This is a genomic window from Pseudoxanthomonas sp. USHLN014, assembly GCF_037153335.1.
GTDB classification, from domain to species: Bacteria; Pseudomonadota; Gammaproteobacteria; order Xanthomonadales; family Xanthomonadaceae; genus Pseudoxanthomonas_A; species Pseudoxanthomonas_A winnipegensis.
Genome location: NZ_JBBCKO010000005.1, coordinates 22,849 through 39,912 on the forward strand (window position 1 = coordinate 22,849; position 17,064 = coordinate 39,912).

The following is a 17,064-nucleotide window of genomic DNA, read 5'->3' on the forward strand; positions in this document are numbered from 1 at the left end:
GGCCCATGGCAGACTCGTCGCTGTCGGATCGAGCAAGGACACGGCGTGAGCCCGCGTGGTCGCTTCAACCTGGTGATGGGCGTGCTGGTCCTGGCGGCCGTGGGATTCGGTGTCTGGCGCTGGCGGCGCCAGGCCGACGAGGCGGCCGCACTGTCGGCGCGGATCGCCGCGCAGACCGCGCAGGCGCAGCGCGCCTTCGCCGCGCGCAACGATCCGGCCGGCGCGACGCCCCCGCGCACCGACGCGCTCGCCGCCTCCGCCCTGCCCCCCTGGGGCGAACCGCTCGGCGCCAATCTGCAGGCCGTCCTGCGCCGGGCCGATGCCGGCGAGGCGGCGGCCGCCTGCCGGATCGCGGTGGAACTGATGCTGTGCGCCGCGCCCTCGCCCGCCGACGCCGGCCGCGACCGCTGCCAGGGCGTGGACGCCGCGCTGCGCGGCAAGGCCGCGTTCTATCTGCGCAAGGCGGCGCTGGCCGGCAACCGCGACGCCCTGCTGCGCTACGCCGCCGGCCCCTTCCCGCAGGCGGCCCAGGCCCAGGACCACGAGCGCTACCTGCAGGACCCGGGCTTCGCCGACTGGTATGGCGAGGCCGTGCCGATGCTGCAGCGTGCGCTGCAGGCCGGCGATCCGCGCGCGGCGCTGCTGCTGGCCAACGCCTACAGCGACGATCAGGGCCTGCTCGACGCGCGGGTGCCGGACGACCCGGCGCTGGCCTATCGCTACCGGCTGCTGCTGTCCTACCTGAAGGCCGGCCCGGCGCCGGACGTCTCGACCCTGGCCCTGCGCCAGCGCGTGGACGCCGAACGCCAGGCGCAGCGGCTGTTCCGCGAGGCCTTCGGCAGCCGGGCGCTGGCCGCGCCGGTGTCCGTCGACCTGGAGCTGCGGCCCGGCGACCCGGCCGCCGCACCCTGCCAGTAGCACCGGCCGCGCCCGCGCGAACCGTGCCCGCCGCGTCCCGTCCCATGCCGCCCGGCGCCCGCGGGGCGGTCTTTCGCGCCGCCTCGCCTTGCCGCGCCCGTCCCCCTCACTTAGGCTGCATCGCTTCGACGTCGCGTGGTCTTGGGGATCGCAATGCTGGAAGGTGTATCGCGGGCCGCGTTCGGCCTGTTCGGGCTGGTCGTGCTGCTGGGCATCACCTGGCTGTTCTCCAACAACAAGCGCGCGGTCGACTGGCGCCTGGTGGTGACCGGCGTGACGCTGCAGATCGGCTTCGCCGCGCTGGTGCTGCTGGTGCCCGGCGGGCGCGATGTCTTCGACTGGCTGGGCAAGGTGTTCGTGAAGGTGCTGAGCTTCGTCGGCGAAGGCTCCAACTTCATCTTCGGCAGCCTGATGGACGTGCCCAAGGCGGGCTTCATCTTCGCCTTCCAGGTGCTGCCCACCATCATCTTCTTCTCCGCGCTGATGGGCGTGCTCTATCACCTGGGCGTGATGCAGGCGGTGGTGCGGGCGATGGCCTGGGCCATCACCAAGGTGATGCGCGTGTCCGGCGCGGAAACCACCAGCGTCTGCGCCAGTGTGTTCATCGGCCAGACCGAGGCGCCGCTGACCGTGCGCCCGTACATCCCGCGGATGACCGAGTCGGAGCTGATCACGATGATGATCGGCGGCATGGCCCACATCGCCGGCGGCGTGCTGGCGGCCTACGTGGGCATGCTGGGCAATGGCGACCCGGTGCAGCAGGCCTTCTACGCCAAGCACCTGCTGGCGGCCTCGATCATGGCCGCGCCGGCCACGCTGGTGGTGTCCAAGATCCTGATCCCCGAGACCGGCACGCCGCTGACCCGCGGCACGGTCAAGATGGAAGTGGAAAAGACCACCAGCAACGTCATCGACGCGGCCGCGGCCGGCGCCGGCGACGGCCTGCGCCTGGCGCTGAACATCGGCGCGATGCTGCTGGCCTTCATCGCGCTGATCGCCCTGCTCAACGCGCCGCTGACCTGGTTCGGCGAATGGAGCGGCCTGGCCGCCGCGATCGGCCGGCCGACCAACCTGGCCACGATCCTGGGCTATGTGCTGGCGCCGGTGGCCTGGGTGATCGGCACGCCATGGGTGGACGCGACCACGGTCGGCTCGCTGATCGGGCAGAAGGTGGTGATCAACGAATTCGTCGCCTACACCGAGCTGGCGCGCATCGTGAACGGCCAGGTGCCGGGCGTGTCGCTCAGCGCCGACGGCAGCCTGATCGCCACCTACGCGCTGTGCGGCTTCGCCAACTTCAGCTCGATCGCGATCCAGATCGGCGGCATCGGCGGCCTGGCCCCGGAGCGCCGCGCGGACCTGGCGCGCTTCGGCCTGCGCGCGGTGCTGGGCGGCTCGATCGCCACGTTCATGACCGCCACCATCGCCGGCGTGCTGAGCCACTTCAGCTGAACCAAGTCGCCCGCGCGCGCTGACCGCGCGCGCCTCGTTCAGCATTGCTGACGCCGTTCGCCGCTAGGCCTGTGCCGCGCTGCGGCATACTGACGCCCCCGACGGCAGCTTTGCGGCCGCCGTTTTTATGTTGGATTCGAAGAAGAGATGTCTATGAGTTCTGTCGTTGTCGTCGGCTCGTTCAATGTCGACCACGTCTGGCGCTGCGATGCGCTGCCCACCGCCGGCGCTACCATCGCCGGGCGCTACAGCTCCGGCCCCGGCGGCAAGGGCTTCAACCAGGCCATCGCGGCCGCGCGCGCGGGCGCGGCGACCACGTTCGTGTGCGCGCTGGGCGGCGATGTCGGCGGTGCGATGGCGCGCGGCCTGGCCGAGCAGGACGGGGTGCAGGTCGTCGCCGAAGCCAGCAACGAACCCACCGGCACCGGCGGCATCTACGTGGACAACCACGGCCGCAACACCATCGTGATCGGCCCCGGCGCCAACTTCACCCTGAGCCCCGGCTTCATCGCCCAGCAGCAGCCGCTGCTGGCCGGCGCGCAGGTGGTGCTGGCGCAGCTGGAGTCGCCGCTGGAGAGCATCGAGGCGGCACTGACCAGCGCGCGCGCCGCGGGCGTGACCACTATCCTCAACCCCGCCCCGGCCAACGCGGTGGCCAGCATCGCGCTGCTGCGCCAGAGCGACATCCTGACGCCCAACGAGACCGAGTTCGCCGCCCTGCTGGGCCGCCATGTCGGCCAGCGCATGGAAGGCGACGATGTGGCCGCGCTGGACGGCAACACGCTGCACGGCCTGTGCCGCCAGCTGCTGCCCGGCGGCACGGTGGTCATCACCCTGGGCGCGGTCGGCGCCTTCGTCTCGCACGAGGACGAGCATCTGCGCGGCGACGCGCAGGCCTATTACCGCGTGGCGGCCGACACCGCGCAGACGGTGGACACCACCGGCGCGGGCGATGCCTTCAACGGCGCGTTGGCCGCCTCGCTGGCACATGCGCCGCAGGCCGCGTTCAACCTGCACGTGCGCTTCGCCAACCGCTTCGCCGCGCGCTCGACCGAGAGCGAGGGCGCGGCGGTGTCGATGCCGCGGCTCACGCCGGAAAGCTGAGGATCGCGTGGAGGAATGAGTAGAAGCACCTGCTTACGTCTTGCTCCGCTCACTCCTCACTCCTCCTCGCTCACTCCTCGCCCCTAGCCCATGCGCATCGGCCCCTACAAGATCGAACCGCCGCTGATCCTGGCGCCGATGGCCGGGGTCACCGACAAGCCGTTCCGGCAGCTGTGCAAGCGGCTGGGCGCGGGCCTGGCCGTGTCGGAGATGACCATCTCCGATCCGCGCTTCTGGAGCACCGACAAGTCGCTGCGGCGCATGGACCACGAGGGCGAACCTGCGCCGGTCAGCGTGCAGATCGCCGGCACCGAGCCCGCGCAGCTGGCCGAGGCCGCGCGCTACAACGTCGACCACGGCGCGCAGATCATCGACATCAACATGGGCTGCCCGGCCAAGAAGGTGTGCAACGCCTGGGCCGGTTCGGCGCTGATGCGCGATGAAGCGCTGGTCGCGCGCATCGTCTCAGCTGTCGTCAAGGCCGTGGACGTGCCGGTGACGCTGAAGATCCGCACCGGCTGGGACGCCGAGCACCGCAACGCGCCGACCATCGCCCGCATCGCCCAGGACGCCGGCATCGCCGCCCTGGCCGTGCACGGGCGCACCCGCGATCAGCAGTACACCGGCGTGGCCGAGTACGACACCATCGCCGCGATCAAGGCCGCGCTGGACATCCCCGTGTTCGCCAATGGCGACATCGACTCCCCGCGCAAGGCCGCACAGGTGCTGCGCGACACCGGCGCCGACGCGGTCCTGGTCGGCCGCGCCGCGCAGGGACGGCCGTGGATCTTCCGCGAGATCGCCCACTACCTGGCCACCGGCGAGGAACTGCCGCCTCCCACCATCGGCGAGGTGCGCGACATCCTGCTCGGCCATCTGCAGGCCCTGCACGAGTTTTACGGCGAACCGCAGGGCGTGCGCATCGCGCGCAAGCACTTGGGCTGGTACGCCAAGGACCGCGCGGAGAACGCCGCCTTCCGCGCGGTGGTCAACCGCGCCGAGAGCGCCGAGGAACAGCTGCGCCTGACGCGCGACTACTTCGACGCGCTGGAGGCCGGCGTGGCGGTGTCGTTCGCCGACGCCGCCTGAGCCTGCGGCCCGAAGATCAGCGCCCGCAGCGGCGTGTCGTCCTCCTGCCAGGTGCGCTGCCACACCGCGCCGATCAATCGCCTGAAGCCGTCAACGCCTGAAATCGGCAGCGGCGCCTGGATCTGTTGCGGCGCCATCGCCTGCCAACCCTGGTCGCGCAGTTCGGCCACGGCGAAATTGAAGGTGTAGTCCGGATCCAGCCCCATGCGCAGGTCCGACAGCACCAGCCGCCCGTCCTGCACCCTGGCGCGCATGAAGCCGTGGTTGAACCAGTCCAGCCGCGTCACCGCCGGGATGCCGATCCGCATCGCCTGGGCCAGCGCCTGGGTGTCGGAGGGATGGCCGCGGAACACCATCGGCCCCCGATCGAACACCGAGCGTTCGGCATCGACATAGCCGGACGGCGTCATCGCCACCACCCGCCACAGCAGGGTGGAGAACGGCATCGGCGTGGAGAAGCGCGGCGCATCGCCCAGGCCCATCGCCGCCAGGGTGCGCTCGGCCTCGCGATCGACCCTCGCCTTGGCCAGGCCAGCCACGCCCAGCACGCCGGCGGCCAGCACCAGGCCGGCGATCGCGCCGCGCTGGCCCAGCGGCTTGCGCGGCACGCACCAGGCGATGACGCAGCCCAGCAGCAGCCACAGGGTGAAGGCCGGTTCGATGATGAAGAACAGCGACCACATCGTCGGTGGCACATCCAGCGGCCACAGCAGCGAGGTGCCGTAGACCGTGCAGGCGTCCATCAGTGGATGGCTGAGCAGGCAGGCCTGGATCAGCCAGAACCAGCGCACCGGTGCCGAATTGACCCGCGTGCCGCGCACCCGGCACACCCACCACACCAGCGCGCCGATCAGCGGCAGCACGAACACCGAATGCAGGAAGCTGCGATGCCAGGTCATCAGCATCACCGGATCGTCGGTGAACCGGGGCAGCAGCAGCACGTCCAGGTCCGGCAAGGTGTTGAGCGCCGCGCCGGCCAGGATGGCGGCCCGGCGCTGACCCGCCGGGGCGAGGGCCGCGCCGATGGCGCCGCCAAGCAGAAGATGAGTGACCGAATCCATGCCCGCATCATGCCTGCTTGGTCGGGGCTGCGGGTTCCATGTGCCGCTGCTTTCATGTGGAGCCATCAGCGCGCGACTGCGCCATGCATTGCATTGCACGAGCGGCCCGATGGGATTGCCGATCAAGCCGCCCTGCCCGGATGCCACGCACGCACGGCCCGGTCCCTTGGCTTCAGGCCCGACGCATGCCGATGCCCGCGATCAGCACGGGCCGAAGCGCCTTACTCCAGGCTCGGATTGCGCACCGGCCGCCAGTTGGCCGGAAGACGATCGCCTTCGCTGGCCTTGACCAGCGCGCGCAGCTGCAGGCCGATGGGATCGTCTGGCGCAAGCTGATCGGCCCCGCCTGCCCAGGCCTTGCGCGCACCGGCGACATCGCCCAGCCGCGCCAGTGCATTGCCGCGCTCGACGTAGCAGCCGGTGGCGAACGGCACCGCCTCGAGGATCTCCGCGCAGCGCGTGGCCACCTGCCGCCAGTCGGGCGAAGGCGTGCGATAGACCTCCTTGAGCACCTCGCGATACAGGCCGCGCACGCGCAGGCGCTTGTCGTCCATCCGGCCCTGCCAGATGCCCAGCACGCCGATCCGCCCCACCTGATGCAGGTTGCGCATGGTGACGGCCGGATTCCAGTTGTACTCGGGCTCGGGAATGGTGCTGCTCAACCGCATCACGAACAGACCGGCGTAGCGCCCGGCGAGATTGGTGTCGTCCACGCTCTCCACGTATTCGCGCAGCGGCGAGCCGCTGCCGCGCACCCATTCGGGCATGTACATATAACTGTTGTAGAGCGTGGTTCCCGGCGGCTGGTGGGTCTGCATCCAGCGGCTGATCTCGGGCAGGCGCTGGCCCAGGTCCACGCCTTCATCGGAGAAGTTGCGCCAGCCGTCCGCGCTGCCGCCGCCCAGTTCGTTGAAGTACTCCCACAGCCGCGGCTCGCGTGCGGTCATCACCAGCGCCAGCGCGGTGGGCGCGAAGGCCAGCGGCAGCAGCCAGCGCCGCCGGACCGACACCGAGGCACGCCAGGCCAGCGCGCCGGCCAGCGTGGCCAGCGGCAGGAACAGCGGCAGCGCGTGGCGCACACCGGCATAGGTGCCGCGCGAGCCGAGCAGGCTGGCCCAGTACGCCGCGCCGAGCGCGCCCATGGTCAGCAGCAGGTGCTTCTGCCCGCTCGACAGCGGCGCGCGCCACAGCGCCAACAGGCCCAGCAGCGCGCCGGCCAGCAGCGGCAGCGGCAGCTTGGCCGCCAGCTCGCCGGGCCAGAAGAACCACGGCGGCGCGCCCTTGAAGTCGTGGCCGAACAGCTTGTGTTCGCGCTGGCCGCGGCCTTCCACGCCGGCGCGCAGCGTGTCGGCCATGCCCCACAGATAGGCACGCGGCAGCAGGCGCGCGTCGTCCAGCGCATGCAGCACCTGGCGCTGCACGGGCGAGGCCAAGTCGTCGATCTTGGGCGCCATCGGCCGATTGAAGGCGTCGCTGCCATCGCGCCCGGCATGGAAGCGGAATCCGTACAGCGACCACAGCACGGCCACCGCGACCAGGGCGGCCAGCGCGACCGCCGCCCACCGCGCCAGCAGGGTCGCACCGCGCTCATGCGCGCCGGGCAGCGCATCCCGCCGGCTGCGCCAGTGCCGCCAGGCCGCGGCCAGCAGCAGCGCCACGCCGATGCCGGCCACCGCGCCGGGGGCCGAGTGCTTGGACCCGAGCGCCAGCCCCGCCGACAGCGCGAAGGCCAGCCAGGCCGGCCAGCGCCAGGTGCTGGCCAGCCAGGCCGCGCTGGCCGCGCTCATGCCCAGGGCGAGGGCCACCGGCAGGTCGGTCATCAGCACCGGCAGGTGCGCGCCGACCGTGGGATCCACCGCCAGCCAGGCCAGCAGCCCGGCCGCCCACCACAGACCCGCCACCTTCCATACCAGCAGCGCCAGCGCGGCCAGCAGGAGCAGGTTGAGCGCGAACATCGCCACGCGGATGTGGTGCTGGGAATCGGCCGGCGCGTTGTCCAGGTAGGCCATGGACTGGGTGTAGATGCGCTCGTCGTCCTTTTCGTGCAGCTCGCGCAGCGGCGGCAGCACTACCGAGGCAGGCGCCAGCCAGCCGGTCCACAGCTTGGCCAGCGGCGGGTGCTCGGGATTGATCCGGTAGTCGCCGAGCCGCGCGTAGGACACACCGGCGGCGTAGTGGTAGGGCTCGTCGAGGGTCAGGCCATCGCGGGCGGTGCCGACCATCGCGCGCGCCAGCGCCAACGCCAGCAGGGCCGCGATCAGCAGCAGTCCGGGGAATGATGCGCGCAGTCTTGGCTCCATGCCCCAGCACACGCAGCCCGCGGCGCCACCCGGACAGGCGCCGCGCGGAACGAAAGCGCGACTACATCGAGCGCGCGCTCAGGCCGCCTGCGGCAGCGCCGGCTCGTCCGGTACCAGGCGCAGGCGCGCCGGCAGTTCGCTCAGCACCTGGCCGGCGTGGGACACCAGCTGCAGGCTGCCGTCGGCGGTCTCGCACAGCGCGGTGAGGCTCTCGACCCAGTCGCCATCGTTGGCATAGACCAGACCGTCGCGTCGGATCAGCGCGGCGCGATGGATGTGGCCACAGACGATGCCGTCCAGGCCGCGCCGGCGCGCGTCGGCCAGGCCGGCCTCGACGAAGCGGGCGATATAGCGCTCGGCCGCCGCGCTCTTGCGCTTGAGGTATTCGGCCAGGGACCAGTAGCGCAGGCCGAAGCGCCGCCGCATGCGATTGACCAGCTTGTTGCCCGTCAGGATGCGGTAGTACAGCCAGTCGCCGAACTGCTCCTGCAGCCCGCCGAAGTGCGTGGCCGCGTCGTAGTCGTCGCCGTGCACCACCAGCAGGCGGCGGCCGTCGGCCGTGGTGTGGATCACGCGGCGACGCACCTGCATGGCCGGCAGCATCAGCCCGCAGAAACGGCGCGCGGCACGGTCGTGGTTGCCGGGCACGTAGATCAGCTCGGTGCCGTTGCGCGCCAGCGCGTGCAGCGCCTCGACCACGCGCTGGTGTGCGGCGTCCCAGCGCGCGCGCCGCCGCGACATCCACCACAGATCGACGATGTCGCCGACCAGATAGAGCTGCCGGCACTTGAGCCGGGTCAGGAAGTCGGCGAACTCGGCGGCATGGCAATGGGTGGAGCCCAGGTGCACATCGGAGACGAACACGGCGCGGTTCATGCGGCTTGCTCCTGCGTGGGGGTGTGCAGATAACGCTGGCGCTTGCGCGTGTGCATGCGCTCCAGGTCCAGTTCGATCAGCCCGTCGACGCAGCCGGCGAAGTCGGCGTCCACGCCGAAGGCCAGAAAGCGCGCGCCGCCCGGTTCGCACAGCTCGGTGTACTGGCGGAACAGCATCGGCACCTGGGCGCCGAGCGCGGCGAGGTTCTCGCGCAGCACGGCGAAGGCCGCCTGCGCATCCAGCGTCTCGAACGCCGCCGGCACCGCCTGCAGCACGAAGGGATGGCGCGCCGTGGCGCCGGCGTCCTGGCCGTGGAAGCGCTGGTAATAGGCCACGATCTGCTCGCGCGCGGCCTGTGGCAGCGCCGCGCTCATCGACACCGCGCCGAACAGATAGCGCACCTGCGGATGCGCCACCAGGTAGGCGCCGATGCCCTGCCACAGCTGGTCGATGCTGCGGCTGTTCCAGTAGTCGGGCGCGACGAAGCTGCGGCCCAGCTCCATGCCCTGGGCGATGCGCGGCAGCGCGCCCTCGGACCAGTCGAACAGGCTGGCCGTGTACAGCCCGGCCAGCCCGCGCCTGGCCAGCACCTGCGCCCCGCGCGCCACGCGGTAGGCGCCGGCGACCGCGCCGGCCTCCTCGTCCCACAGCACGATGTGGTCGTACCAGGTGTCGTAGTCGTCCACGTCCAGCGCCCGGCCCGTGCCCTCGCCCACCTTGCGGAAGGTCAGCTCGCGCAGGCGGCCGATCTCGCGCAGCAGCGGCGAGTCGGAGGCGAGCGGCCCGGCGACGATGCGCCGGCCCTCGCTGGTGCGGCCGAAGCTCGGCAGCGCCGCGATCGCCGCGCGCAGCTGCGCCACCGGCACCGGCGCGACCAGTGCGGCCGGCGATTCGGCCCCGGCATCGGCGCGGCTGCCGAGCGCATACAGCGCGCGCCGCAGCTGGCGCAGCACGGTGGTCTCGTCGGCGTGCGTGGCCAGCGCCTGCGCCTGGCCCACGTACAGGCGCAGCGGCTGCTGGCGGCGCGCGAACATCTCGCGCGGCAGCAGCACCGTGCCGGCCGGCTTGAACACCGCCGAGGCGCCGTAGAACAGCGCCGAGTTGCGTGCCTGCACGCGCACCGGCAGCACCTTGGCGCCGCTGGCCCGGGCGAAGCGCACGAATCCCGGCCGCCAGCGCGTATCGCGCACGCCCAGCGGCGACAGGCGCGACACCTCGCCGGCCGGAAACACGATCACGCACTGTCCGGCATCCAGCGCCGCGCGCACCGCGCGCAGGCTGCCGGCGGCCGAGCTGCCGCCGAACACGCGCACCGGCAGCAGCAGCGGGCGCAGCGACGCGATGTGGGTCAGCACCTCGTTGGCGACGATGCGCACGTCGCGCCGCACCTGGCCGACCAGATGCAGCAGCGCCATCGCATCGCGCGCGCCGGAAGGATGGTTGGCGACCACCAGCAGCGGGCCGCTGGCGGGAATGCGCGCCAGGGCCTGCGTATCGAAGCTGCCGTCCAGCTGCAGGAAGTCCTGCGCGGCGGCGACGAAGTCCCAGGGCGTGCTGTCCCGGTGCGCGTTCAGGAAGGCCAGCGCCTGGTCCAGGCCGGACCAGTGGCCGTAGCGGCGCAGCAGCGGCCGGGTCAGCAGGCCACGGCGACCGCCGAACCAGCGCGGATAACGTTCGAGCAGGGTGTCTTCCAGAGGGCGCATGGTCGGGTCCCATCCCGGTCAGCGGCGGATCTGGAACGCCAGACTGGGCCGCGATGGCGTCAGCCGCGTTGCACGCATGCGGCACGGCGATGACACCGCCCGGCCGCGGGCCGGCGCGCGGAAAGTAACGTCCCGGCAACACGGGGCACGCCACCATGCGCGGCCGGCGCCGCGCGTGTATCATGCGCGGCCATCTTTTCATCCGAATCAAAGGATATAAGCCTGATGTCCAGCTACCTGTTCACTTCCGAATCGGTCTCCGAGGGCCATCCGGACAAGATCGCAGACCAGATCTCCGACGCCGTCCTGGACGCGATCCTGGCCCAGGACAAGCGCGCCCGCGTGGCCTGCGAGACGCTGGTCAAGACCGGCGTGGCGATCGTGGCCGGCGAAGTGACCACCAGCGCCTGGATCGACCTGGAAGCCCTGACCCGCAAGGTCATCCTGGACATCGGCTACAACAGCTCCGAGGTCGGCTTCGACGGCGAGACCTGCGGCGTGCTCAACCTGATCGGCAAGCAGTCGCCGGACATCAACCAGGGCGTGGACCGCAAGAAGCCCGAGGAACAGGGCGCTGGCGACCAGGGCCTGATGTTCGGCTATGCCACCAACGAGACCGACAGCTACATGCCGGCGGCGATCCACCTCTCGCACCGGCTGGTCGAGCGCCAGGCGCAGATCCGCAAGAAGAAGAACTCGCCGCTGTCCTGGCTGCGCCCCGACGCCAAGTCGCAGGTCACCCTGCGCTACGAGGACGGCGTGGCCACGGCCATCGACGCGGTGGTCCTGTCGACCCAGCACGATCCGGGCATCAAGCAGAAGGACCTGATCGAGGCCGTGCGCGAGGAGATCATCAAGCCCGTGCTGCCGTCCAAGTGGCTGCACAAGGGCACCAAGTTCCACATCAACCCGACCGGCAAGTTCATCATCGGCGGTCCCGTGGGCGACTGCGGCCTGACCGGGCGCAAGATCATCGTCGACACCTACGGCGGCTGGGCCCGCCACGGTGGCGGCGCGTTCTCGGGCAAGGATCCGTCCAAGGTCGACCGCTCGGCCGCCTACGCCGCGCGCTACGTGGCCAAGAACGTGGTCGCCGCCGGCCTGGCCGACCGCTGCGAGGTGCAGGTCTCCTACGCCATCGGCGTGGCCGAGCCGACCTCGATCTCGGTCACCACCTTCGGCACCGGCAAGATCGCCGACGAGAAGATCGAGAAGCTGATCCGCAAGCACTTCGACCTGCGTCCGTACGGCATCATCCAGATGCTCGACCTGATCCACCCGATGTACCAGCCGACCGCCTCCTACGGTCACTTCGGCCGCAAGCCGAAGGAATTCACCTACACCGACGGCGCCGGCACGCAGCACACCGCCACCGCCTTCTCGTGGGAGAAGACCGACAAGGCCGACGCCCTGCGCGCCGATGCCAAGCTGAAGTAAGCCTGCCGCGCACCAGCGCCGCAGACCGCAGAAAGGCCGCTAAGAAGCGGCCTTTTTGTTTATTGGTTCTTCGCCGAGATTCTGGCCGCTGCAAAATCGGACGTCGCCACCCAGCCGCGATCCGGCCGGGCGCGGCTCCTCGGCTCGATCCGCCAACGACAGCGGACGTCGGGATGAAAAGGATGGACAGCGCTGCATGCTCTTGTGGGAGCAACTGTCTCTCAAATCTAGCAGCCGCCCGTCTGTAGAGCGGAGCTCGCTCCGCTGCTCTTCGTTCGGTCGTAGGGAGAGCCCCAGCGGAGCAAGCTCCGCTCTACAAGTGGGAGGCATGGCGGCTCCCACATGGGATCAGCGCCGACCGGTGGAAGCCCCACTGTGGATGGATCAGGACGTCTTCCAACTCGAAGGCATCGAGCAGCGCTCTGCCCCCTCCCTTTCGCCGCGGGCGAAGGGGAGGGCCGGGGTGGGGTGCTTTTGCTCTTGCTTCGGTAGCTCGACCGGGAAAGCCCCGACCCCTCCCCATCCCTCCCCTGCGCTGCGCGCAAGGGAGGGGGCCTCAAGTCGACACCTTCCCGTCACTGATCGCGTTACGCGCGAGGAAGGTTCGAAAGCCCCCGCCCCGCAAACCGAAGTCCTGCGACGTGACGCGTGCAGCAGCGGTCCGGCGGGCGGGAGCCGCGCCTAGCGAGGTAGGAGCCGAGCGCCCGAATCAGGGCAGGATGCCCTGATTGAGGGATCAGCGGCCCCCGCCCGCCGGACCGCTGCCCCTCCGAAGCCGGAAGCACCGCTCCTCCGAAGTCACAACGCACAGGTGCAACGCGACCTCAGGATCGCGGGAAGAACCTGGTCTTGGTGCTCCGAGCGAAAGTCCCTGGTTTCCCGCGTTCGCGGGAACGACGATAGACACGTAAGGCGCGGCAGATGACCCCACCGAGGGACAAGCGAACACCGTCGGCCGTAGCGCTGCTCTTCGAAGCCGAACGCCCAAACGCCAAGATCATGCAACCGGAAGAACCGGCAACATGCGAAACGCAGCCTCGCCCTCAACCGATCATCTGATCCGCCAGCGCGCCCACGCGCGCCAGCACCGCGTCGCGCTGATCCGCATCGACCCGGGCGCCTTGCAGCAGCGCCACCAGCACCCACGGTGTGCCGCCCGCGAGCGGCCACAGCACCGCCAGATCGTTGCGCGTGTCGCGGCCGTTGTTGCCCGTCTTGTCACCCACGCGCCAGCGCTTGCCCAGGCCGGCGCGCAGACAGTCGTCGCCGGTCTGGTTGTCGATCAGCCAGTCCGCGTACTGCGCACGCGACGCCTTGGACAGGCCATCGCCCACCGCGAAGCGCGCCAGGCTGGCGGCCACCGCCGCAGGGCTGGTGGTGTCGCGCGGATCGTCCGGCGCGAAGTTGTTCATCTCCGGCTCGTAGCGATCGCTGCGGGTCACCGCGTCGCCCTGCTTGCGCAGGAACGCCGTCAGCGCCGGCGGCCCACCGGCCCGCGCCAGCAGCAGATTGGCCGCCGTGTTGTCGCTGTTGGTGACGGCCGCGCGGCAGAGATCGCGCACGGTGAGGTCCTTGCCCACGTGCCGCTCCGACTCCGGCGCCCAGGACAGCAGCTGCGCCTGACGGATCGGGAGGCGCTCATCCAGCGACAGCGCCCCGGCGTCGGCCAGGCTGAGGACGTGCGCGGCCAGCAGCGCCTTGAAGGTGCTGCACATCGGGAAGCGCTCGTCCTGGCGGCGGCCCATCCGGCGGCCGGTGCCGACCTCCAGCAGGGTCACGCCCAGCCGTCCCCCGCTGACCTGCTCCAGCGCGGCAAAGTCCTTGGCGCCGGCGATGGCCGCGGCCACGCCGCCCTTCGCGGCGGCAGGCGCCACCGGGGCGACGGCGGCCGCCCAGGGCGCGGCGAAGGCGGTGAGCAGCGCGGTCCCGCTGCGCTGGAGGAATCGACGACGGTCAGACATGGCGGCACTCCGAACGGTTGGGTCCCAGGATTATTGGAAGGCAGCCCCGCGGCCACCAGCGCGAAGTTTCAGGGGCAGCCATAAGCTGGATCGATGGCTTGGGCTACAGTGCCCGGCGCACGACGCCCCGCCGCCGCGCCTGCATCCGCTCCCTCCCGAACCGGTCGTCATGCTCCGATCCGCCCTGCCACTCAATGCCTTGCGCGCCTTCGAGGCCGCCGCGCGCCACCTGAACTTCACCCGCGCCGCGCTGGAGCTGCACATCAGCCAGGCCGCGCTGAGCCATCAGATCCGTGTATTGGAATCACGCCTGCAGGTGGTGCTGTTCCATCGGCTGGCGCGCGGGGTGGCGCTGACCGACGAGGGCGCGGCGCTGTACCCGATGCTCAACGAAAGCTTCGACCGCATCGCCGCCACGCTGGATCGCTTCACCGACGGCCGCTATCGCGAGACCTTGAACGTCGGCGTGGTCGGCACCTTCGCCATCGGCTGGCTGCTGCCGCGCCTGGCGCAGTTCGGCGCGGCGCATCCGGCCATCGACCTGCGCCTGCAGACCCACAACAACCGCGTCGATCTGGCCGGCGAGGGGCTGGAGCTGGCGATCCGCTTCGGCGAGGGCGACTGGCCTGGCCAGCACAGCACCCCGGTAATGGCGGTGCGCTTCGCGCCGCTGTGCGCCCCGGCCCTGGCCAGGACCCTGCACCGCCCGGAGGACCTGGCCGCGCACACGCTGCTGCGCACCTACCGGCAGGACGAATGGTCGCGCTGGTGCGCGGCGGCCGGCATCGCGCCGCTGGATGCGCGCGGGCCGGTGTTCGACACTTCCCTGGCGATGGCCGCGGCCGCCACCGCGGGCGCCGGCGTGGCGCTGCTGCCGGTGGAGCTGTTCCAGCAGGCGCTGGACAGCGGCCAGCTCGTGCGGCCATTCGATCTGCACATCGCGCTGGGTCGCTACTGGCTCACCCGGCTGCGCTCGCGGCCAGAAAGCCCGGCCGCGCAGCAGTTCCGGCGCTGGCTCGAACAGCGCGTGGCGCAGGACGACTGACGCGCCGGCTCAGGCCGCGTCGTCGTACAGCGCCATCCAGGCGGCCTCGGCCTTGGCCAGGTCGCCGGCGGCCTGCTCGCGCTGGCGGCCGAGCGCGGCCAGCCGGCTGCCGTCGGCGGCATTGGCCGGGTCGGCCAGCTGCGCATCGATCGCGGCCACGGCCGCTTCCAGCTGCGCCACCTTGTCTTCGGCCGCCTTGAGCTTGTGCGGGTTCGGCGGCTTCTTCTGCACCAGCGGCGGGGTCGGCGGCGGTGGCGTGGGCGCGGCCTGGGCCAGCTTCTGCTTGGTGCCCTGCGCGGCCGGGCGCGTGCGCAGCCAGGCGGCATAGTCGTCCAGGTCGCCGGAGAACGGTTCGACCACGCCATCGGCCACGCGCCAGAAGGTGTCGCAGACCAGGCCGATCAGATGGCGATCGTGGCTGACCATCACGATGGCGCCCTCGAAGATGCTCAGCGCTTCGGCCAGCGCCTCGCGCATCTCAAGATCCAGATGGTTGGTCGGCTCGTCGAGCAGCAGCACGTTGGGCTGCTGCCAGGCGATCAGCGCCAGCGCCAGGCGCGCGCGCTCGCCGCCGGAGAAACCATCGACCACCTCGAAGGCTCGATCGCCGGGGAAGTTCCACTTACCCAGGAAGTCGCGGAACGACTGGGTGGACGCATCCGGGGAGATCTCGCGGAAGTGGTCAATGGGCGACTGCCCCTCGTGCAGCGATTCGACCGTGTGCTGGGCGAAGTAGCCGATGCACAGGTCCGGGTGCGCACTGCGCTCGCCGTGCACCGGCGCCAGTTCGCCGACCAGGGTCTTGACCAGGGTGGACTTGCCCGCGCCGTTGGGGCCGAGCAGGCCGATGCGGTCGCCCGCCTCCAGGCCGAAGCCGACCTTGTGCAGAATCACCGTGTCCTCGCCGTAGCCGGCCTCGACATGGTTGAGGCGGATCAGCGAATACGGCAGGCGCGCCGGCGCGGCGAATTCGATGCGGAACTCGCGCTCGGCACGCACCGCCTCGGTGCCGGCCATCTTGGCCAGGCGCTTGATGCGGCTCTGCGCCTGGCTGGCCTTGCTGGCCTGGGCCTTGAAGCGGTCGATGAAGCTCTGCAGATGCGCGCGCTCGGCCTCGGCCTTCTCGTGCTGGATCTGCTGCTGGCGCAGGTGCTCGGTGCGCTGGCGTTCGAAGTCGGTATACCCGCCGACGTAGAGCTTGGCGCCGCCGCCATGCAGGTGCAGGGTGTGGGTGGCCACGTTGTCCAGGAACTCGCGGTCGTGGCTGATCAGCAGCAGCGTGCCGGGATACTTCAGCAGCCACTGCTCCAGCCAGAACACCGCGTCCAGGTCGAGGTGGTTGGTCGGTTCGTCCAGCAGCAGCAGGTCGCTGGGCATCATCAGCGCGCGCGCCAGGTTGAGGCGCACGCGCCAGCCGCCGGAGAAGTCCTTGACCGCACGCTGGTGGGTGTCGGCCGGAAAGCCCAGGCCGTGCAGCAGCTTGCCGGCGCGCGCCTGGGCGTCGTAACCGCCGACTTCCTCCATGCGGATGTGCACGGCGGCCACCGCTTCCCAATCCTCGGCGGCCATGGCATCGGCCTCGGCCTTGAGCACGGCGGCCACTTCGGTGTCGCCGCCCAGCACGAAGTCCAGCGCCGCATCAGGCAGGGCCGGGGTCTCCTGCGCCACGCTGGCGATGCGCACCTTGCCAGGCAGCTCGACATCGCCCTTGTCGGCCTCCAGCTCGCCCTTCACCGCGGCGAACAGGCTGGACTTGCCGGTGCCGTTGCGCCCGACCACGCCGACCCGGTAGCCGGCGTGCATGGCCAGGTCGACATTGGACAACAGCAGGCGTTCGCCGCGACGGAGGGCGAAATTACGCAACGAAATCATGGGGGTTTTCCGAAATAACCGAAGGGCATGAGGAGATGAGGACCCTTCCTGCGACGCCATTCTAACGTTAACGAATACTTGACTCGGAGCCCGCGCGGGGCGCCGCAACCGCGGATTCTCCGGCGCGCGGCGCGCACGGCCAAAGCGATTTCAGCCGAAACCGGGTTTGACACATCAGTTAGAAAAGCGTTAATTCGAAAGTGCATCGCGACCTCGCCCCCTGTTCAGGTGACGAGCCCTCCCCCA

General features: G+C 70.8%; 12 protein-coding genes. 6 read left to right on the forward strand and 6 right to left on the reverse strand.

What is annotated here, in order from left to right:
• The first annotated feature begins 45 nt into the window (after nt 1–45).
• The 4 genes from WFQ05_RS10750 (at nt 46) to dusB (ending at nt 4,563) form a co-directional block, all read left to right on the forward strand.
• Nucleotides 46–918, forward strand: a complete 873-nt coding sequence (locus tag WFQ05_RS10750) for a hypothetical protein (RefSeq protein ID WP_337053811.1) — start codon at nt 46–48, stop codon at nt 916–918.
• A gap of 153 nt (nt 919–1,071) precedes the next feature.
• Nucleotides 1,072–2,370: a nucleoside transporter C-terminal domain-containing protein gene (locus tag WFQ05_RS10755; RefSeq protein WP_337053812.1), complete on the forward strand. Its 1,299-nt coding sequence runs from the start codon at nt 1,072–1,074 to the stop codon at nt 2,368–2,370.
• Between the two features lie 153 nt (nt 2,371–2,523).
• Nucleotides 2,524–3,474 carry a ribokinase gene (locus tag WFQ05_RS10760; RefSeq protein ID WP_130528491.1) on the forward strand — a complete coding sequence of 317 codons (951 nt, stop codon included), beginning with the start codon at nt 2,524–2,526 and terminating at the stop codon, nt 3,472–3,474.
• Nucleotides 3,475–3,564: 90 nt separating this feature from the next.
• Nucleotides 3,565–4,563: a tRNA dihydrouridine synthase DusB gene (gene dusB, locus WFQ05_RS10765; RefSeq protein ID WP_337053813.1), complete on the forward strand. Its 999-nt coding sequence runs from the start codon at nt 3,565–3,567 to the stop codon at nt 4,561–4,563.
• Here the strand turns inward: dusB and WFQ05_RS10770 are convergent.
• The 4 genes from WFQ05_RS10770 to WFQ05_RS10785 all read right to left on the reverse strand — a co-directional run bounded on the left by WFQ05_RS10770 (nt 4,509) and on the right by WFQ05_RS10785 (nt 10,503).
• Nucleotides 4,509–5,624, reverse strand: coding sequence for a metal-dependent hydrolase (locus WFQ05_RS10770; protein ID WP_337053814.1), 1,116 nt, complete (start codon nt 5,622–5,624; stop codon nt 4,509–4,511). The genes dusB and WFQ05_RS10770 overlap by 55 nt on opposite strands.
• Nucleotides 5,625–5,845: 221 nt before the next feature.
• A complete protein-coding gene (locus WFQ05_RS10775) occupies nt 5,846–7,924 on the reverse strand; it encodes a hypothetical protein (protein ID WP_337053815.1) in 2,079 nt (692 codons plus the stop codon).
• 78 nt (nt 7,925–8,002) lie between these two features.
• Nucleotides 8,003–8,800, reverse strand: coding sequence for a UDP-2,3-diacylglucosamine diphosphatase (locus WFQ05_RS10780; RefSeq protein ID WP_130517272.1), 798 nt, complete (start codon nt 8,798–8,800; stop codon nt 8,003–8,005).
• Nucleotides 8,797–10,503, reverse strand: a complete 1,707-nt coding sequence (locus WFQ05_RS10785) for a GNAT family N-acyltransferase (protein WP_337053816.1) — start codon at nt 10,501–10,503, stop codon at nt 8,797–8,799. Before WFQ05_RS10785 ends, WFQ05_RS10780 begins: the two co-directional genes overlap by 4 nt.
• 225 nt (nt 10,504–10,728) lie before the next feature.
• Here WFQ05_RS10785 and metK point away from each other — a divergent pair, with 225 nt between their 5' ends.
• Nucleotides 10,729–11,940 carry a methionine adenosyltransferase gene (gene metK, locus WFQ05_RS10790; protein WP_130517268.1) on the forward strand — a complete coding sequence of 404 codons (1,212 nt, stop codon included), beginning with the start codon at nt 10,729–10,731 and terminating at the stop codon, nt 11,938–11,940.
• Nucleotides 11,941–12,983: 1,043 nt separating this feature from the next.
• Here metK and bla read toward each other — a convergent pair.
• Complete coding sequence (gene bla, locus WFQ05_RS10795) at nt 12,984–13,901, reverse strand: class A beta-lactamase (RefSeq protein WP_337053817.1); 918 nt, start codon at nt 13,899–13,901, stop codon at nt 12,984–12,986.
• A 169-nt stretch (nt 13,902–14,070) separates the two neighbouring features.
• Here bla and WFQ05_RS10800 point away from each other — a divergent pair, with 169 nt between their 5' ends.
• Nucleotides 14,071–14,946 (forward strand): LysR family transcriptional regulator, encoded by an 876-nt coding sequence (locus WFQ05_RS10800; protein WP_337053818.1) that lies wholly within the window; start codon nt 14,071–14,073, stop codon nt 14,944–14,946.
• Nucleotides 14,947–14,955: 9 nt separating this feature from the next.
• Here WFQ05_RS10800 and WFQ05_RS10805 read toward each other — a convergent pair whose 3' ends face one another.
• On the reverse strand, nt 14,956–16,818 hold the full coding sequence (locus tag WFQ05_RS10805; RefSeq protein ID WP_130517261.1) for an ATP-binding cassette domain-containing protein: 1,863 nt from the start codon (nt 16,816–16,818) through the stop codon (nt 14,956–14,958).
• Nucleotides 16,819–17,064: the final 246 nt, after the last annotated feature.